The 17,541-nt window shown below is 50.5% G+C and carries 20 protein-coding genes and 2 pseudogenes; 21 read left to right on the top strand and 1 reads right to left on the bottom strand.

Annotation, left to right across the window (positions count from 1 at the left end):
- Positions 1-75: 75 nt before the first annotated feature.
- The 13 genes and pseudogenes from BEB54_RS23205 to trbA form a co-directional block, all read left to right on the top strand.
- Positions 76-333 (top strand): annotated as a pseudogene (locus tag BEB54_RS23205) (hypothetical protein); the annotation flags it as partial.
- Complete coding sequence (locus BEB54_RS23200) at positions 326-799, top strand: hypothetical protein (protein ID WP_024214916.1); 474 nt, start codon at positions 326-328, stop codon at positions 797-799. The pseudogene BEB54_RS23205 and the gene BEB54_RS23200, both read left to right, overlap by 8 nt.
- Positions 800-878: 79 nt before the next feature.
- Positions 879-1,094: a hypothetical protein gene (locus BEB54_RS29480; protein ID WP_000556747.1), complete on the top strand. Its 216-nt coding sequence runs from the start codon at positions 879-881 to the stop codon at positions 1,092-1,094.
- A 27-nt stretch (positions 1,095-1,121) separates the two neighbouring features.
- Positions 1,122-1,484 carry a hypothetical protein gene (locus BEB54_RS28700; RefSeq protein ID WP_000836675.1) on the top strand — a complete coding sequence of 121 codons (363 nt, stop codon included), beginning with the start codon at positions 1,122-1,124 and terminating at the stop codon, positions 1,482-1,484.
- Positions 1,485-1,609: 125 nt separating this feature from the next.
- Positions 1,610-4,240, top strand: a complete 2,631-nt coding sequence (gene traC / locus BEB54_RS23185; RefSeq protein WP_000069754.1) for a type IV secretion system protein TraC — start codon at positions 1,610-1,612, stop codon at positions 4,238-4,240.
- Positions 4,237-4,623, top strand: a complete 387-nt coding sequence (gene trbI, locus BEB54_RS23180) for a type-F conjugative transfer system protein TrbI (protein WP_000099690.1) — start codon at positions 4,237-4,239, stop codon at positions 4,621-4,623. Before traC ends, trbI begins: the two co-directional genes overlap by 4 nt.
- Complete coding sequence (traW, locus tag BEB54_RS23175) at positions 4,620-5,252, top strand: type-F conjugative transfer system protein TraW (protein ID WP_001203720.1); 633 nt, start codon at positions 4,620-4,622, stop codon at positions 5,250-5,252. The genes trbI and traW overlap by 4 nt, the downstream gene beginning before the upstream one ends.
- On the top strand, positions 5,249-6,241 hold the full coding sequence (gene traU / locus BEB54_RS23170) for a conjugal transfer pilus assembly protein TraU (RefSeq protein WP_000830839.1): 993 nt from the start codon (positions 5,249-5,251) through the stop codon (positions 6,239-6,241). The genes traW and traU overlap by 4 nt, the downstream gene beginning before the upstream one ends.
- Positions 6,242-6,249: 8 nt before the next feature.
- Positions 6,250-6,888: a type-F conjugative transfer system pilin assembly protein TrbC gene (gene trbC / locus BEB54_RS23165; RefSeq protein WP_000777692.1), complete on the top strand. Its 639-nt coding sequence runs from the start codon at positions 6,250-6,252 to the stop codon at positions 6,886-6,888.
- Entirely contained in the window at positions 6,885-8,693 is a 1,809-nt protein-coding gene (traN, locus tag BEB54_RS23160; RefSeq protein ID WP_000821835.1) for a type-F conjugative transfer system mating-pair stabilization protein TraN, read from the top strand. Before trbC ends, traN begins: the two co-directional genes overlap by 4 nt.
- Before the next feature lie 26 nt (positions 8,694-8,719).
- Complete coding sequence (locus BEB54_RS23155; RefSeq protein ID WP_000864318.1) at positions 8,720-8,977, top strand: conjugal transfer protein TrbE; 258 nt, start codon at positions 8,720-8,722, stop codon at positions 8,975-8,977.
- Positions 8,970-9,713 (top strand): type-F conjugative transfer system pilin assembly protein TraF, encoded by a 744-nt coding sequence (gene traF / locus BEB54_RS23150; RefSeq protein ID WP_001030378.1) that lies wholly within the window; start codon positions 8,970-8,972, stop codon positions 9,711-9,713. Before BEB54_RS23155 ends, traF begins: the two co-directional genes overlap by 8 nt.
- Before the next feature lie 15 nt (positions 9,714-9,728).
- A complete protein-coding gene (trbA, locus tag BEB54_RS23145; RefSeq protein WP_105282296.1) occupies positions 9,729-10,076 on the top strand; it encodes a conjugal transfer protein TrbA in 348 nt (115 codons plus the stop codon).
- Between the two features lies 1 nt (position 10,077).
- Here the strand turns inward: trbA and BEB54_RS23140 are convergent, their stop codons facing one another.
- A complete protein-coding gene (locus tag BEB54_RS23140) occupies positions 10,078-10,392 on the bottom strand; it encodes a toxin ArtA (protein ID WP_105282295.1) in 315 nt (104 codons plus the stop codon).
- Positions 10,393-10,472: 80 nt separating this feature from the next.
- Here BEB54_RS23140 and traQ point away from each other — a divergent pair, with 80 nt between their 5' ends.
- From traQ to traT, 8 genes and pseudogenes are all read left to right on the top strand, one after another.
- The gene (gene traQ / locus BEB54_RS23135; RefSeq protein ID WP_000624109.1) at positions 10,473-10,757 is read left to right on the top strand and encodes a type-F conjugative transfer system pilin chaperone TraQ; all 285 of its coding nucleotides are present in this window, start codon (positions 10,473-10,475) and stop codon (positions 10,755-10,757) included.
- Positions 10,744-11,289: a type-F conjugative transfer system pilin assembly thiol-disulfide isomerase TrbB gene (gene trbB, locus BEB54_RS23130; RefSeq protein WP_000059851.1), complete on the top strand. Its 546-nt coding sequence runs from the start codon at positions 10,744-10,746 to the stop codon at positions 11,287-11,289. The genes traQ and trbB overlap by 14 nt, the downstream gene beginning before the upstream one ends.
- A pseudogene (trbJ, locus tag BEB54_RS29475) lies at positions 11,219-11,484 on the top strand (P-type conjugative transfer protein TrbJ). The gene trbB and the pseudogene trbJ overlap by 71 nt, the downstream one beginning before the upstream one ends.
- Positions 11,485-11,509: 25 nt before the next feature.
- Complete coding sequence (gene trbF / locus BEB54_RS23125) at positions 11,510-11,890, top strand: F-type conjugal transfer protein TrbF (protein ID WP_032285004.1); 381 nt, start codon at positions 11,510-11,512, stop codon at positions 11,888-11,890.
- Positions 11,890-13,263: a conjugal transfer pilus assembly protein TraH gene (traH, locus tag BEB54_RS23120; RefSeq protein ID WP_001517790.1), complete on the top strand. Its 1,374-nt coding sequence runs from the start codon at positions 11,890-11,892 to the stop codon at positions 13,261-13,263. Before trbF ends, traH begins: the two co-directional genes overlap by 1 nt.
- On the top strand, positions 13,260-16,082 hold the full coding sequence (gene traG, locus BEB54_RS23115) for a conjugal transfer mating-pair stabilization protein TraG (RefSeq protein WP_032285005.1): 2,823 nt from the start codon (positions 13,260-13,262) through the stop codon (positions 16,080-16,082). Before traH ends, traG begins: the two co-directional genes overlap by 4 nt.
- Before the next feature lie 15 nt (positions 16,083-16,097).
- Positions 16,098-16,583: a hypothetical protein gene (locus BEB54_RS23110; protein WP_000605868.1), complete on the top strand. Its 486-nt coding sequence runs from the start codon at positions 16,098-16,100 to the stop codon at positions 16,581-16,583.
- 48 nt (positions 16,584-16,631) lie between these two features.
- Positions 16,632-17,363: a conjugal transfer complement resistance protein TraT gene (traT, locus tag BEB54_RS23105; RefSeq protein WP_000782451.1), complete on the top strand. Its 732-nt coding sequence runs from the start codon at positions 16,632-16,634 to the stop codon at positions 17,361-17,363.
- Positions 17,364-17,541 lie beyond the last annotated feature (178 nt).

Genomic DNA, 17,541 nt, shown 5'->3' with positions numbered 1-17,541 from the left:
AGTCTAAAAACTAGTATTAAGACTATCACTTAAATAAGTGATATTGGTTGTCTGGAGATTCAGGGGGCCAGTCTACTGAAATCCCTGTGCCTGTCTGTTGCCTGCTGTTGTGGGGTATTCAGTCGTATTTTTAATTATTACAGCGTACCGGAGGAATCACGCATGGTACTCAGTCGTCAGGAATTACTCCGGCTTATGCGTCTGACTGAAGACGTACCAGATGTGAGACAGGAACTGCTTAACCGTTTGTTGTCCGGTAAAAAACTGACTGGTCGGGATGAACAGGATATCCGGCGTCTCTGGCAGGAAACGCAGAGGAAACACTATGCATAAATCAGAAGCTGAAAAAATAGATTCTATTCTGGATGAACATCAACAGATATATCGCAGACATAACCGAATAGATAACATCCTGGCGTTTTGTGCGTGTATTGCATGGGTTCCCTGTATTATTGCTGCGTTCGGCGTTGATGGTATATATCTGAAAATCCTGTTTGCGGTCCTTGCCTGCTGTGGTGCGGTATGCTTTTTTATTTTCTTCTTCACCCTCCTGCCGGAATCACTCATGGTCCTCAGCCGTCAGAGCCTGGTTCAGCTTATGCGTCTGACTGAAGACGTACCGGATGCGAGACAGGAACTGCTTAACCGTCTGCTGTCCGGTAAAAAACTGACTGGTCGGGATGAAAAGGATATCCGGCGTCTCTGGCAGGAGAAAGTGGATGCAATGCAGGAGTCTGCCACCCGTCAGCGTGAACAGGATACTATTCGGAAGTTTACTGAAGGGAATAAATCCGAATGAGAATCTGCAGTGTTTTATGGCCTCATAAGTTAACTGAAGGGATATTCAGTGATTAATATACAAGCGGAGGTAATAAAGAATGCATACCTTTATTTTTCTTGTGCTGATAAAAAATATTAACGGTGGCGGAAGCTGGAATATTACACCCATGCCAAATACGGACGTATGCGTGCAGGTTCTTCGGACAATCGAATCACACGGAGGCAGGGGATTTGGAAATACAGGGGAATGTATTGAAGTTAAAACAAATAAACCTTTGAACAACGTGATGGATACACTGAATGGGGGGCAATGAGTGCTTACTGCTTCAAAGGAAAATGAAATGAAGTCGATATATTTAGAATCTGTTCTGGCTTTTATATTTGTTGGCGTTATGGCTATGTTGATATGTGGTCTTTTTTACAATGACTACCTTGAGCAACAACCTGCAACACCAGAACAACTGACAGAGATTACACAGGATATCCCCTGTGCAGCAGAAGCATTTAAGGAAGCTATTAAGTCTGACACATCTGATTATCAGCCTGAACCTTTAAGTCTTGGTAAGGCAAAAGAGCTTGCATCAGCGTGTAGAGAAAGAAACGAAATGGCAGAGGTGAAACGGGTAAGAGAAAATGAGCGCAATAAGATTCGCGAAAAACAAATTCAGGCATTAAATGATGCTCATTCAGTAAAGGAACGTTAATCCAGGTTTCCTGTTAAAAGCCTCCATCTCTTATTTGTGCTGTGGTTTCAGGAATGGCACTGCGTGATATATCCACGGCCACAGACTGATATTTTCCTTTTTTAAACGCACTAAGGAATACTCATATGAGTAATAACCCACTTGAGGCCGTCACTCAGGCGGTTAACTCCCTCGTCACAGCACTGAAACTGCCTGACGAATCAGCAAAGGCCAATGAAGTGCTGGGCGAAATGAGCTTCCCGCAGTTCAGCCGTCTGCTGCCGTACCGTGATTACAACCAGGAATCCGGTCTGTTCATGAATGACACCACGATGGGCTTTATGCTGGAAGCCATTCCCATCAATGGGGCGAATGAGTCCATTGTGGAGGCCCTCGATCATATGCTGCGCACCAAACTGCCGCGCGGTATTCCGTTGTGTATCCATCTGATGTCCAGTCAGCTGGTTGGTGACAGGATTGAATACGGGCTGCGTGAGTTCTCCTGGTCTGGCGAACAGGCCGAACGGTTTAACGCGATTACCCGGGCCTATTATATGAAAGCGGCAGCGACACAGTTTCCGCTGCCGGAGGGAATGAATCTGCCCCTGACCCTGCGCCATTACCGGGTGTTTATCTCGTACTGTTCTCCCTCGAAGAAAAAAAGCCGGGCCGACATTCTGGAAATGGAAAACCTGGTGAAAATCATCCGGGCGTCGTTACAGGGGGCCAGTATCACCACACAGACGGTGGATGCACAGGCCTTTATCGATATTGTCGGGGAGATGATTAACCATAACCCGGATTCCCTGTACCCGAAAAGACGTCAGCTGGACCCGTATTCTGATCTGAATTATCAGTGTGTGGAGGACAGTTTTGATCTGAAAGTCCGGGCTGATTACCTGACGCTGGGCCTGCGTGAGAACGGCAGGAACAGCACGGCCCGCATCCTGAATTTCCATCTGGCCCGTAACCCGGAAATCGCCTTCCTGTGGAACATGGCCGACAACTACAGCAACCTGCTGAACCCGGAACTGTCCATCTCCTGTCCGTTCATCCTGACGCTGACTCTGGTGGTGGAAGACCAGGTGAAAACCCACAGCGAAGCCAACCTGAAGTACATGGACCTGGAGAAAAAGTCGAAGACCTCCTATGCCAAATGGTTTCCGTCCGTGGAGAAAGAGGCGAAGGAGTGGGGGGAACTGCGTCAGCGGCTGGGCTCCGGTCAGTCCTCTGTCGTGTCCTACTTCCTCAACATCACAGCCTTCTGCAAGGACAATAATGAAACGGCACTGGAAGTGGAGCAGGACATCCTGAACAGCTTTCGTAAAAACGGTTTTGAGCTGATTTCACCGCGCTTTAACCACATGCGCAATTTCCTGACCTGCCTGCCCTTTATGGCCGGGAAAGGGCTGTTTAAACAGCTGAAAGAGGCCGGAGTGGTTCAGCGCGCAGAGAGCTTTAATGTTGCCAACCTGATGCCGTTAGTGGCGGATAACCCCCTGACACCGGCAGGTCTGCTGGCACCCACCTACCGTAACCAGCTGGCGTTTATCGATATTTTCTTCCGGGGGATGAATAACACCAACTACAACATGGCGGTCTGTGGCACCTCCGGGGCCGGTAAAACCGGGCTGATACAGCCACTTATCCGCAGCGTGCTGGACTCCGGAGGCTTTGCCGTGGTGTTCGACATGGGGGATGGATACAAGTCCCTGTGTGAGAACATGGGCGGGGTGTATCTGGACGGTGAAACCCTGCGTTTTAACCCGTTTGCGAACATCACCGATATTGACCAGTCAGCGGAGCGTGTCCGTGACCAGTTGTCAGTGATGGCCAGCCCCAACGGTAACCTGGATGAAGTGCATGAAGGTCTGCTGTTGCAGGCGGTCAGAGCCTCCTGGCTGGCCAAAGAGAACAGAGCACGTATTGATGACGTGGTGGATTTCCTGAAAAACGCCAGTGACAGCGAGCAGTATGCCGAGTCACCGACTATCCGCAGCCGTCTGGACGAAATGATTGTGCTGCTTGACCAGTACACTGCCAACGGCACTTACGGCCAGTATTTTAACTCTGATGAGCCGTCCCTGCGGGATGACGCAAAAATGGTGGTGCTGGAGCTGGGCGGACTGGAAGACCGTCCGTCACTGCTGGTTGCGGTGATGTTCAGCCTTATCATTTACATCGAGAACAGGATGTACCGCACGCCGCGTAATCTCAAAAAACTGAACGTTATTGATGAAGGCTGGCGTCTGCTGGACTTCAAAAATCACAAGGTCGGTGAATTTATTGAGAAAGGCTACCGTACCGCCCGCCGTCATACCGGTGCCTATATCACCATCACACAGAACATCGTCGACTTTGACTCTGACAAGGCCTCCAGTGCTGCCCGCGCGGCATGGGGTAACTCCTCCTACAAAATTATCCTCAAACAGAGTGCGAAGGAGTTCGCGAAATACAACCAGCTGTATCCGGACCAGTTCCTGCCACTGCAGCGCGACATGATTGGTAAGTTTGGTGCGGCCAAAGACCAGTGGTTCAGTTCCTTCCTGCTGCAGGTGGAGAACCACTCCTCCTGGCACCGCCTGTTTGTGGACCCGTTAAGCCGCGCCATGTACAGCTCTGACGGCCCGGATTTTGAGTTTGTGCAGCAGAAGCGTAAAGAGGGGCTGAGTATTCATGAGGCGGTGTGGCAGCTGGCGTGGAAGAAGTCAGGGCCGGAGATGGCTTCGCTGGAAGCCTGGCTGGAAGAACATGAGAAAAACAGGAGTGTGGCATGAGTTCAACGCAGAAACCCGCCGACGTCACGGCAGAACGACGCAGCCACTGGTGGTGGACGGTGCCGGGATGCCTGGCAATGGTGTTACTGAACGCAGCCGTCAGTTACGGCATTGTCAGACTGAACGCACCGGTGACTGTCGCCTTCAACATGAAACAGACCGTGGATGCGTTTTTTGACAGCGCCAGTCAGAAACAACTGTCAGAAGCGCAGTCAAAAGCCCTTTCAGCGCGTTTTAACACGGCACTGGAAGCCAGCCTGCAGGCGTGGCAGCAGAAACACCACGCAGTCATTCTGGTGTCGCCTGCTGTGGTACAGGGGGCACCGGATATCACCCGGGAAATCCAGCAGGATATTGCCCGGCGAATGAGGGCGGAGCCATGAGATGCCGGGGGCTGATTGCCCTGCTGATATGGGGGCAGAGTGTGGCCGCCGCCGATCTTGGTACCTGGGGCGATCTGTGGCCGGTAAAGGAGCCGGACATGCTGACGGTGATCATGCAGCGCCTGACGGCACTGGAGCAGTCCGGTGAGATGGGCCGGAAAATGGATGCCTTTAAGGAGCGGGTGATCCGCAACAGTCTGCGGCCCCCTGCCGTGCCCGGTATCGGACGCACGGAGAAATACGGCAGCCGGTTGTTTGACCCGTCCGTCAGACTGGCTGCGGATATCCGGGATAACGAAGGGCGGGTGTTTGCCCGTCAGGGAGAAGTGATGAATCCGCTGCAGTATGTTCCTTTTAACCAGACGCTGTATTTCATCAATGGCGATGATCCGGCGCAGGTGGCCTGGATGAAACGCCAGACGCCGCCCACACTGGAGAGCAAAATTATCCTCGTGCAGGGCAGTATCCCGGAGATGCAGAAGTCTCTGGACAGCCGTGTTTACTTTGACCAGAACGGTGTGCTCTGCCAGCGCCTCGGCATTGATCAGGTCCCGGCACGGGTGAGCGCCGTTCCCGGCGATCGCTTCCTGAAGGTGGAATTTATTCCGGCAGAGGAGGGCAGAAAATGAAGCGAAGCCTGTGGCTGCTGATGTTATTCCTTCTCGCCGGTCATGTCCCTGCAGCGTCTGCGGATTCTGCCTGTGAGGGGCGTTTTGTAAACCCGATCACGGATATCTGCTGGAGCTGTATTTTCCCGCTCTCGCTGGGCAGTATCAAAGTCAGTCAGGGTAAGGTCCCCGACACGGCGAACCCGTCGATGCCCATTCAGATTTGTCCGGCACCGCCGCCGCTGTTCAGGCGTATCGGGCTGGCCATTGGTTACTGGGAGCCGATGGCGCTGACGGACGTCACCCGATCACCGGGATGCATGGTGAACCTGGGCTTCAGCCTGCCGGCTTTTGGTAAAACGGCACAGGGAACGGCGAAAAAGGATGAGAAGCAGGTGAACGGGGCGTTCTATCACGTTCACTGGTACAAATACCCGCTGACGTACTGGCTTAACATCATCACATCGCTGGGCTGTCTGGAAGGTGGTGACCTGGATATCGCTTATCTTTCTGAAATCGACCCCACCTGGACGGACAGCAGCCTGACCACCATTCTCAATCCGGAAGCTGTCATCTTTGCCAATCCGATAGCACAGGGGGCCTGTGCAGCAGATGCGATTGCCAGCGCCTTTAATATGCCTCTCGATGTTCTGTTCTGGTGTGCCGGTTCGCAGGGAAGTATGTACCCGTTCAATGGCTGGGTGAGTAATGAGTCCAGTCCGTTGCAGTCCTCCCTGCTGGTCAGTGAACGCATGGCGTTCAAGCTGCACCGTCAGGGCATGATTATGGAAACCATCGGGAAAAATAACGCCGTCTGTAATGAATATCCGTCCCCAATCCTGCCCAAAGAACGCTGGCGTTACCAGATGGTGAATATGTACCCGGACAGCGGACAGTGCCACCCGTTCGGGCGCAGTGTGACCCGCTGGGAAACCGGGAAAAATCCGCCCAATACAAAGAAAAACTTCGGCTACCTGATGTGGCGTAAACGTAACTGTGTCTTCCTGTGAGGTGAATGATGAAGCTGAGTATGAAATCTCTGGCAGCACTGCTGATGATGCTGAACGGGGCGGTTATGGCGTCAGAAAACGTGAACACTCCTGAAAACCGCCAGTTCCTGAAGCAGCAGGAAAATTTAAGCAGACAACTGCGTGAAAAACCTGACCATCAGCTGAAAGCCTGGGCGGAGAAGCAGGTGCTGGAAAACCCCCTTCAGCGTTCAGATAACCATTTCCTGGATGAGCTGGTTCGTAAACAGCAGGCTTCGCAGGACGGGAAACCCCGGCAGGGTGCCCTGTATTTTGTGTCGTTTTCCATTCCCGAAGAGGGGCTGAAACGAATGCTGGGCGAAACCCGGCACTACGGTATACCCGCCACACTGCGGGGCATGGTGAACAATGACCTGAAGACCACCGCTGAAGCCGTGCTGTCCCTGGTGAAAGACGGCGCGACTGATGGTGTTCAGATCGACCCGACGCTGTTTTCACAGTACGGCATTCGCAGTGTACCGGCACTGGTGGTGTTCTGCAGTCAGGGATACGACATCATCCGGGGAAACCTGCGGGTCGGCCAGGCGCTGGAGAAAGTGGCCGCCACGGGTGACTGCCGGCAGGTGGCTCATGATTTACTGGCAGGGAAAGGAGATTCCGGGAAATGAAACGTATTTTACCTCTGATACTGGCTCTGGTTGCCGGCATGGCACAGGCTGACAGCAACAGTGATTACCGGGCCGGCTCTGATTTTGCTCACCAGATCAAAGGACAGGGAAGCAGCAGTATTCAGGGCTTTAAGCCACAGGAGAGTATCCCCGGCTATAACGCGAATCCGGACGAGACAAAATACTACGGTGGCGTGACTGCCGGCGGGGATGGCGGCCTGAAAAATGACGGCACCACGGAATGGGCGACCGGTGAAACCGGAAAAACCATCACAGAGTCATTCATGAACAAGCCGAAAGACATTCTTTCACCGGATGCACCGTTTATCCAGACCGGCAGGGATGTGGTGAACCGGGCTGACAGCATTGTGGGAAACACCGGGCAGCAGTGCAGTGCGCAGGAGATTAGCCGGAGTGAATACACGAATTACACCTGTGAGCGGGATTTACAGGTGGAGCAGTACTGCACACGAACTGCCCGTATGGAGCTGCAGGGGAGTACCACATGGGAAACCCGGACGCTGGAGTATGAAATGAGTCAGCTACCTGCACGTGAAGTGAATGGTCAGTATGTTGTCTCCATTACCTCTCCCGTTACCGGTGAAATTGTCGATGCGCATTACAGCTGGAGTCGTACTTACCTGCAGAAGAGTGTACCTATGACAATTACAGTACTGGGAACCCCACTGAGCTGGAATGCCAAATACTCAGCAGATGCCTCATTTACACCAGTACAGAAAACACTGACTGCCGGTGTGGCTTTTACGTCATCTCACCCCGTCCGGGTCGGGAATACAAAATTCAAACGTCATACGGCAATGAAGCTGCGTCTGGTTGTCAGGGTAAAAAAAGCCTCGTACACCCCGTATGTTGTCTGGTCTGAAAGCTGCCCGTTCAGCAAGGAGCTGGGGAAACTGACAAAAACAGAATGTACGGAGGCTGGCGGGAACAGGACGCTGGTGAAAGACGGTCAGTCATACAGCATGTACCAGAGCTGCTGGGCATACCGGGACACGTATGTCACACAGTCAGCAGACAAGGGAACCTGTCAGACCTACACCGACAATCCTGCCTGTACCCTGGTGTCACACCAGTGCGCCTTTTACTCCGAAGAAGGTGCCTGTCTGCATGAATATGCCACGTACTCCTGTGAGTCAAAAACATCCGGGAAAGTGATGGTCTGTGGGGGAGACGTCTTCTGTCTCGATGGCGAATGCGATAAGGCTCAGAGCGGGAAGAGTAATGATTTTGCCGAAGCCGTTTCTCAGCTGGCGGCACTGGCCGCAGCAGGTAAGGATGTTGCGGCGCTGAACGGGGTGGATGTCCGTGCTTTCACCGGTCAGGCGAAATTTTGTAAGAAGGCTGCAGCCGGATACAGCAACTGCTGTAAGGACAGCGGCTGGGGACAGGATATCGGGCTGGCCAAATGCAGCAGTGATGAAAAAGCCCTGGCTAAAGCAAAATCAAACAAACTGACCGTCAGCGTCGGGGAGTTCTGTTCGAAGAAAGTGCTGGGTGTCTGTCTGGAGAAAAAACGCAGCTACTGTCAGTTTGATTCGAAGCTGGCGCAGATAGTCCAGCAGCAGGGGCGCAACGGTCAGTTGCGTATCAGTTTTGGTAGTGCGAAGCATCCTGACTGTCGGGGGATTACGGTTGATGAGCTGCAGAAAATTCAGTTCAACAGACTGGATTTCACTAACTTCTACGAAGACCTGATGAATAACCAGAAAATCCCGGACAGTGGCGTTCTGACGCAGAAAGTGAAAGAGCAGATTGCTGACCAGCTGAAACAGGCAGGACAGTAAGGTATGGGAAATAACCGGGGGAAATGATGAAAGTCATATTCACGTCGAACCGTTTTATTGATTTTCTTATCCGGCTTTTGATTACAGCGATTGTCATTTCTCCGGTAATTATCTGGTCGTGGGATACGGTAAAAGAAACCACGGCAGACGGGATGCTTGCCGCTGCTTTCGTTATCCTTTACTCCGGTGTGCTCCTGTTTATTCTGTATTTTTGTTTTTCTGCCCTGACTGACCTGCAGAAACCTGATGAAAGAAAAAGTGATGAAAGGAATGAAGATGAATAAAGCATTACTGCCACTGTTACTCTGCTGCTTTATTTTTCCGGCGTCAGGAAAAGATGCAGGCTGGCAGTGGTATAACGAGAAAATAAATCCGAAGGAAAAAGAAAATAAACCTGTACCTGCAGCCCCCCGTCAGGAACCGGATATTATGCAGAAACTGGCCGCACTGCAGACGGCAACAAAGCGGGCGCTGTACGAAGCCATTCTGTATCCCGGCGTGGATAATTTTGTGAAATATTTCCGGCTGCAAAATTACTGGACTCAGCAGGCCGGGCTTTTCACCATGAGCGCCAGAAAGGCCATGCTGGCACATCCTGAACTGGACTATAACCTGCAGTACAGCCATTACAACGGCACGGTACGGAACCAGCTGGCAGCAGACCAGGCGCAGCAGCGACAGGCCATTGCGAAACTGGCTGAACACTACGGCATCATGTTTTTTTACCGGGGGCAGGACCCCATCGACGGGCAACTGGCGCAGGTCATTAATGGCTTCCGGGATACGTATGGTCTGAGTGTTATTCCCGTTTCCGTGGATGGCGTGATTAATCCGCTGTTGCCGGATTCCCGGACTGACCAGGGGCAGGCGCAGCGCCTCGGCGTGAAATATTTCCCGGCCATGATGCTGGTTGACCCGAAACAGGGCAGTGTTCGCCCGTTATCATACGGCTTTATTTCGCAGGACGACCTGGCAAAACAGTTCCTGAACGTTTCTGAAGATTTTAAACCCAATTTTTAATCGCGGATTTGATTTATGAGTGAAGATTATTTGAAAATGTTTACAGGTGGTGTTCTGTTAATATTTGTCATTATTGCCGGTTATTTCTTTTCTGAGCGTAATGACAGGAAAATGTTTCTCCTGAGCTCACTGGTTTTCCTTGTTATTAATATCGCGTGTTTATATGTGCTTACCGCCAGTCTCTGGTTTCTGTGTGGTGCAATTATGAGTCAGGGCGCAGCACTGGTTGTTTCAATAGTTGCGGCCGCATTACCGGACGTTACGAGCTTCGACAGGTTCAGAAGAATATTTATCTGTATTGTGTTGTCATCGGTATGGTCCGGAGTGATGTGGTTTTTTATAAGGGGGCTTATGACAGGCTAAGTCATATAACACGGTCATAAAAACCATACAAAATAATGAGGTTGATTACTGAAGACCATATGATAAACCATACCGCAATCCAGTGGCTTCTGAATAGCTCACAAAAATAAATATAGATAATTGAAAATAACCATAATACAACGATGCCTGCTGCGATACTTAATAAACTTATTACAAGATAGTCAGGGAAGGCATTGACCGGTAATGAATGTGATGCTGCATATATCAGCGCAATAATTGCCGCATTTCCCAGTAACGACTCTCTTATTATGTTTCTGATTATTTCCAGTTTTTCTTTAAAAGATCGCTTTTCCATTTGTACCTCTGATTAATATCACACAAACGCGAATATTACAGACATGAATACTCTCATGTAAATAATAACCGGAGTTTAACATGATAAGTAAACGCAGATTCTCTTTACCCCGACTTGATATTACGGGAATGTGGGTATTTTCCCTGGGTGTCTGGTTTCATATCGTCGCCCGTCTTGTTTACAGCAAACCCTGGATGGCTTTTTTTCTGGCGGAGCTGATTGCGGCCATTCTCGTACTGTTCGGCGCATACCAGGTGCTGGATGCATGGATTGCCCGTGTCAGCCGGGAAGAGCGTGAGGCACTGGAAGCCAGGCAACAGGCCATGATGGAAGGGCAGCAGGAGGGCGGACATGTCTCTCACTAAATCACTGCTGTTCACCCTGTTGCTGAGCGCCGCTGCTGTGCAGGCCTCCACCCGGGATGAAATAGAGCGACTCTGGAATCCGCAGGGTATGGCTACGCAGCCTGCACAACCGGCAGCAGGCACGTCAGCCAGGACAGCAAAGCCGGCTCCCCGCTGGTTCCGCCTCAGTAATGGCAGGCAGGTTAACCTGGCCGACTGGAAGGTGGTGCTGTTTATGCAGGGGCATTGCCCTTACTGTCACCAGTTTGACCCGGTACTGAAACAGCTGGCACAGCAGTACGGCTTTTCCGTTTTTTCCTACACCCTGGATGGTCAGGGGGATACGGCCTTTCCTGAAGCATTACCGGTGCCACCGGAGGTGATGCAGACCTTCTTCCCGAATATCCCGGTGGCCACACCGACCACCTTCCTGGTCAACGTCAACACGCTTGAGGCATTACCGCTTTTACAGGGGGCAACGGATGCCGCCGGTTTTATGGCGCGGGTGGATACCGTTTTGCAGATGTACGGAGGAAAAAAAGGTGCGAAATAAGCAGGTGGTGTTACTCATTGCCGGAATATCCCCTTTATCCGTCAGGGGCTTTTTTATCCCGCCAGCCCTGTAGAAATTGTCGTTTCGCTGAGTCTTACCTTTTCTGTTTCTGTTGTGTTTTTTGTGGGGGCAATTGTGGGATGGATTTCGGTGTCTGAAATATATTACAGCCGCATGACCGGTCTGAATGAATAATCGGAAATATCAGAGGGAACTTATAATGAGAGAAAATAAAAGTAATCCTGAGCTCAAAATCAGAAGTACAGAACGAGATTATAAATACATTTCCAGAATTACTGGCAGGTATGCTGGGTTGTCTCTGGTATTCCTGACTGCCGGAATTGTTTTATGGACAGTTATGGATATTATTTTTGATGCCTGTATTGATTCGTGGAAAGCGGACCCGGAATTAAATAATTTGAGTTATATGTGGAATATCCTGATATATGCCATTCCGTATACGTTATATGCGCTTGCAGCCGGGTTTCTTGTTACATTTTTTTCTGTCCCCAATGTACGAATTAATATACGGAAATATCGAGATATTCCTGCTGAAATGTCGTATGCACCGGGAGAACACATTAAGGGAGGGCAAGAATGATGCCACGCATTAAACCTCTTCTGGTTCTTTGTGCCGCCTTACTGACGGTGACGCCTGCAGCGTCAGCGGATGTGAACAGCGACATGAATCAGTTCTTTAATAAGCTGGGATTTGCTTCCAATACCACACAGCCGGGCGTCTGGCAGGGGCAGGCCGCCGGCTATGCTTACGGTGGCTCCCTGTATGCCCGTACTCAGGTCAAAAATGTTCAGCTAATTTCCATGACGCTGCCGGATATCAATGCTGGATGTGGCGGCATCGACGCCTATCTCGGCTCGTTCAGTTTTATTAATGGTGAGCAGTTGCAGCGTTTTGTTAAGCAGATTATGAGCAATGCTGCCGGTTACTTTTTTGACCTTGCCCTGCAGACAACGGTGCCGGAAATAAAAACCGCAAAAGACTTCGTGCAGAAAATGGCAAGCGACATTAACAGTATGAACCTCAGTTCCTGCCAGGCTGCACAGGGGATTATCGGCGGGCTTTTCCCCCGGACGCAGGTGTCCCAGCAGAAAGTCTGTCAGGACATTGCCGGTGAGAGCAATATTTTTGCTGACTGGGCGGCTTCCCGGCAGGGATGTACCGTTGGCGGGAAATCTGACAGTGTCAGGGATAAAGCCAGCGACAAGGATAAGGAGCGGGTGACCAAAAACATCAACATCATGTGGAATGCGCTTTCCAAAAACAGAATGTTTGACGGCAACAAAGAGCTGAAAGAATTTGTGATGACGCTGACCGGCTCACTGGTGTTTGGTCCCAACGGCGAAATCACACCGCTGTCAGCCAGAACCACTGACCGCTCAATTATCCGGGCCATGATGGAAGGCGGCACAGCAAAAATTTATCACTGCAACGATTCTGATAAATGCCTGAAAGTGGTGGCAGACACACCGGTGACTATCAGCCGGGATAATGCACTGAAGTCTCAGATTACTAAACTTCTGGCCAGCATTCAGAACAAGGCGGTCAGTGACACGCCTCTGGATGACAAGGAAAAAGGCTTTATTTCCAGTACCACCATCCCCGTCTTCAAATACCTGGTTGACCCGCAGATGCTCGGAGTTTCCAACAGCATGATTTACCAGCTGACGGACTATATCGGTTACGACATCCTGCTGCAGTACATTCAGGAGCTGATACAGCAGGCCCGGGCGATGGTGGCCACGGGAAATTATGACGAAGCGGTTATCGGACATATTAACGACAACATGAATGATGCCACCCGGCAGATTGCGGCGTTTCAGTCACAGGTGCAGGTACAGCAGGATGCGCTGCTGGTTGTCGATCGTCAGATGAGCTACATGCGTCAGCAGCTTTCCGCCCGCATGCTCAGTCGTTACCAGAACAACTATCACTTCGGAGGGAGCACGCGGTGAATGAAGTTTATGTGATTGCCGGTGGTGAGTGGTTGCGGAATAACCTGAACGCCATTGCCGCCTTTATGGGAACCAGGACGTGGGATTCCATTGAAAAAATTGCGCTCACATTGTCTGTTCTCGCGGTGGCCGTAATGTGGGTACAGCGGCACAACGTGATGGATTTGCTGGGCTGGGTGGCCGTATTTGTGCTTATCAGCCTGCTGGTTAATGTCCGCACATCGGTGCAGATTATTGATAACAGTGACCTGGTCAAAGTTCACCGGGTGGATAATGTGCCGGTCGGACTGGCGATGCCACTTTCACTGACGACCCGTATCGGGCATGCAATGGTGGCCAGTTACGAGATGATCTTCACGCAACCGGACAGTGTCACCTACAGCAAAACGGGGATGCTGTTTGGCGCAGAACTGGTATCAAAAAGCACCGACTTTTTGTCCCGCAATCCGGAAATCGCCAATCTTTTCCAGGATTATGTGCAGAACTGTGTGATGGGGGATATTTACCTGAACCACAAATACACGCTGGAGGAGCTGATGGCCTCCGCTGATCCCTACACGCTGATTTTTTCCCGCCCCAGCCCGCTGCGGGGCGTTTATGACAGCAATAATAATTTCGTAACCTGTAAGGACGCGTCGGTTTCGCTGAAAGACAAGCTGAATCTGGACACACAGAGTGGCGGAAAAACCTGGCATTATTATGCCCAGCAGCTATTTGGTGGACGCCCTGATCCTAACCTGCTGTTCAGTACGCTGATTGGCGACAGTTACAGTTACTTCTATGGCTCAAGTAAATCAGCCAGCCAGATCATCCGCCAGAATGTCACCATCAATGCGCTGAAGGAGGGGATCACCAGTTATGCCGCACGTAATGGTGATTCGGCCAGCCTGGTGAATCTGGCCACCACGTCATCGATGGAGAAACAACGTCTGGCACATGTCTCCATCGGTCATGTGGCGATGCGGACACTGCCCATGACGCAGACCATCCTGACGGGGATCGCCATCGGTATTTTCCCGCTCCTGGTACTGGCGGCTGTATTCAACAAACTGACGCTGTCTGTCCTGAAAGGTTATGTGTTTGCCCTGATGTGGCTGCAGTCATGGCCACTCTTGTACGCCATTCTGAACAGTGCCATGACATTTTATGCGAAACAGAATGGTGCGCCGGTGGTGCTCTCTGAAATTTCACAGATACAACTGAAATACTCCGATCTGGCTTCCACTGCCGGGTATCTTTCCATGATGATCCCGCCATTATCCTGGATGATGGTCAGGGGGCTTGGGGCCGGATTTTCCAGTGTGTACAGCCATTTCGCTTCCTCTGCTATCAGCCCGACTGCCAGTGCGGCAGGTAGTGTGGTTGACGGTAATTACTCCTACGGCAACATGCAGACGGAAAACGTGAACGGCTTCAGCTGGAGCACCAACAGCACCACGTCGTTTGGTCAGATGATGTACCAGACCGGCAGTGGTGCAACCACCACACAGACCCGTGACGGTAATATGGTGATGGATGCAAGCGGAGCGATGTCCCGGTTACCGGTTGGTATCAATGCAACGCGTCAGATTGCAGCGGCACAACAGGAAATGGCCCGGGAGGCGTCGAACAGAGCCGAAAGTGCCCTGCATGGGTTCAGCAGCAGTATTGCCAGTGCCTGGAACACGCTCAGTCAGTTTGGTTCTAACCGGGGGAGCAGTGATTCTGTCACCGGTGGTGCTGACAGCACGATGAGTGCTCAGGACTCCATGATGGCCAGCCGTATGCGCAGTGCAGTGGAAAGCTATGCGAAGGCGCATAATATCAGTAAGGAGCAGGCGACTCAGGAACTGGCATCCAGAAGTACGAGAGCTTCTGCCGGGATGTATGGAGATGCTCATGCTGAATGGGGGGTTAAACCTAAAATTCTTGGTGTTGGTGGAGGATTAGGCGTTAGAGGTGGTGGTCGGGCTGGTATTGATTGGGAAGATAATGATGCGCATACGGCAAGTAGTAATACTCAGTCGAGCCATAATGCTCGTCATGATATCGATGCCAGAGCTACACAAGACTTTAAAGATGCCAGCGATTACTTTACCAGTCGCAAGGTCAGTGAGTCCGGCAGCCATACTGACAATAATGCTGATTCCCGTGTGGATCAGTTGTCTGCAGCTCTGAATTCAGCGAAGCAGAGTTACGACCAGTACACGACGAATATGACCCGCAGCCATGAATATGCTGAAATGGCATCCCGTACTGAAAGCATGAGTGGGCAGATGAGTGAAGACTTGTCGCAACAGTTTGCACAGTATGTAATGAAACACGCGCCACAGGATGCAGAAGCTATTCTGACAAACACCAGTTCACCGGAGATTGCAGAACGTCGTCGGGCGATGGCCTGGTCTTTTGTGCAGGAACAGGTACAGCCTGGTGTTGATAATGCCTGGCGTGAATCCCGTGGCGATATTGGTAAAGGAATGGAGAGCGTACCTTCGGGTGGTGGCAGTCAGGATATTATTGCTGACCATCAGGGACATCAGGCCATTATTGAGCAAAGAACGCAGGACAGTAATATCCGTAATGATGTAAAACATCAGGTTGATAATATGGTCACAGAATATAAAGGGAATATAGGTGATACTCAGAACAGCATACGTGGCGAGGAAAATATTGTAAGAGGACAGTATTCTGAACTGCAGAATCACCATAAAACAGAGGCATTATCTCAGAATAATAAATATAATGAAGAAAAGTCGGCTCAGGAAAGAATGCCCGGGGCTGACAGTCCACAGGAACTTATGAAAAGGGCAAAGGAATATCAGGATAAGTATAAGCAATAATGCTGTTTTTGGGAGATGATAATGAGATGTTTAACCCATATTGCTCTGGTAACGGTGATACAGTTTATCGCCTGTTATCTGGCTGGTTGGGGGAATGCCGAAACAATTTTTATGCTGTTCTTCATAGTACTATGGCAGGGACTGTTTATATGGTTGTTCTCTCAAATACGAAAAAAACGGAATGTGTCGGATGAGTTTAAGTTTAGTAAAGGCGTTTGGTATATAACGATGCCAGTATCTTCCTTACTCTCTCCATTATTAAGCCTGATGGTTTTTATCATTGGTACACTATACGAATTAAGGCGAGTTAGTGGTTGTGTAAGTGTAAGAGAATGGATGCAATCTCAGGTAAATGAACAAACTAATGAAGATTTGCATCTGGATTTTGATAATATGGATTTTCATCGTACTAATCCTGCAACAGGGTTACCTATGTCAGGTATTGGTGTGGATATCGGTGGTAATTCATATGGTTATAGTTCAAAACGATATGATGAGTGAATCTTAATTTGTATATTATGACGTTTTATTCAATATGAAGGAACATTGATGAAAATGAAAAAATTGATGATGGTTGCACTGGTCAGTTCCACTCTGGCCCTTTCAGGGTGTGGTGCGATGAGCACAGCAATCAAGAAGCGTAACCTTGAGGTGAAGACCCAGATGAGTGAGACCATCTGGCTTGAACCCGCCAGCGAACGCACGGTATTTCTGCAGATCAAAAACACGTCTGATAAAGACATGAGTGGGCTGCAGGGCAAAATTGCTGATGCTGTGAAAGCAAAAGGGTATCAGGTGGTGACTTCTCCGGATAAAGCCTACTACTGGATTCAGGCGAATGTGCTGAAGGCCGATAAGATGGATCTGCGGGAGTCTCAGGGATGGCTGAACCGTGGTTATGAAGGCGCAGCTGTTGGTGCAGCGTTAGGTGCCGGTATTACCGGATATAATTCCAATTCTGCCGGTGCCACACTCGGTGTGGGCCTTGCTGCTGGTCTGGTGGGTATGGCTGCAGATGCGATGGTGGAAGATGTGAACTATACCATGATCACGGATGTGCAGATTGCAGAGCGTACTAAGGCAACGGTGACAACGGATAATGTTGCCGCCCTGCGTCAGGGCACATCAGGTGCGAAAATTCAGACCAGTACTGAAACAGGTAACCAGCATAAATACCAGACCCGTGTGGTCTCAAATGCGAACAAGGTTAACCTGAAATTTGAAGAGGCGAAGCCTGTTCTCGAAGACCAGCTGGCCAAATCAATCGCAAATATTCTCTGATTATCTTCCGGAGGCTGGTCTGACCGGCCTCCTGACTGACGCCTCGCTTTGCTCGTGGTCCAACCCCGGAAAGAAATAAAATAAATTTTATTTCTTTCCGGGGTTTCCGAAATAAATATGAAAACACTGAGCGGTTGTGCAAATTCTTTGTGCGACCGTGAAGTGTTGCCGGCGAAGC

The organism is Escherichia sp. MOD1-EC6021, from assembly GCF_002965245.1.
Classification (GTDB): Bacteria; Pseudomonadota; Gammaproteobacteria; order Enterobacterales; family Enterobacteriaceae; genus Escherichia; species Escherichia coli_F.
This window is presented reverse-complemented; position numbering and strand designations above follow the sequence as displayed.

Coding starts and splice junctions, on each gene's coding strand:
- traH (WP_001517790.1), top strand. CDS start 11,890: ATGCCACGCATTAAACCTCTTCTGGTTCTTTGTGCCGCCTTACTGACG.
- trbI (WP_000099690.1), top strand. CDS start 4,237: ATGAGTTCAACGCAGAAACCCGCCGACGTCACGGCAGAACGACGCAGC.
- BEB54_RS23110 (WP_000605868.1), top strand. CDS start 16,098: ATGATAATGAGATGTTTAACCCATATTGCTCTGGTAACGGTGATACAG.
- traF (WP_001030378.1), top strand. CDS start 8,970: ATGAATAAAGCATTACTGCCACTGTTACTCTGCTGCTTTATTTTTCCG.
- trbC (WP_000777692.1), top strand. CDS start 6,250: ATGAAGCTGAGTATGAAATCTCTGGCAGCACTGCTGATGATGCTGAAC.
- BEB54_RS29480 (WP_000556747.1), top strand. CDS start 879: ATGCATACCTTTATTTTTCTTGTGCTGATAAAAAATATTAACGGTGGC.
- BEB54_RS23200 (WP_024214916.1), top strand. CDS start 326: ATGCATAAATCAGAAGCTGAAAAAATAGATTCTATTCTGGATGAACAT.
- traC (WP_000069754.1), top strand. CDS start 1,610: ATGAGTAATAACCCACTTGAGGCCGTCACTCAGGCGGTTAACTCCCTC.
- trbB (WP_000059851.1), top strand. CDS start 10,744: ATGTCTCTCACTAAATCACTGCTGTTCACCCTGTTGCTGAGCGCCGCT.
- traT (WP_000782451.1), top strand. CDS start 16,632: ATGAAAATGAAAAAATTGATGATGGTTGCACTGGTCAGTTCCACTCTG.
- trbA (WP_105282296.1), top strand. CDS start 9,729: ATGAGTGAAGATTATTTGAAAATGTTTACAGGTGGTGTTCTGTTAATA.
- trbF (WP_032285004.1), top strand. CDS start 11,510: ATGAGAGAAAATAAAAGTAATCCTGAGCTCAAAATCAGAAGTACAGAA.
- BEB54_RS23155 (WP_000864318.1), top strand. CDS start 8,720: ATGAAAGTCATATTCACGTCGAACCGTTTTATTGATTTTCTTATCCGG.
- traN (WP_000821835.1), top strand. CDS start 6,885: ATGAAACGTATTTTACCTCTGATACTGGCTCTGGTTGCCGGCATGGCA.
- traW (WP_001203720.1), top strand. CDS start 4,620: ATGAGATGCCGGGGGCTGATTGCCCTGCTGATATGGGGGCAGAGTGTG.
- traQ (WP_000624109.1), top strand. CDS start 10,473: ATGATAAGTAAACGCAGATTCTCTTTACCCCGACTTGATATTACGGGA.
- traU (WP_000830839.1), top strand. CDS start 5,249: ATGAAGCGAAGCCTGTGGCTGCTGATGTTATTCCTTCTCGCCGGTCAT.
- BEB54_RS28700 (WP_000836675.1), top strand. CDS start 1,122: ATGAAGTCGATATATTTAGAATCTGTTCTGGCTTTTATATTTGTTGGC.
- BEB54_RS23140 (WP_105282295.1), bottom strand. CDS start 10,392: ATGGAAAAGCGATCTTTTAAAGAAAAACTGGAAATAATCAGAAACATA.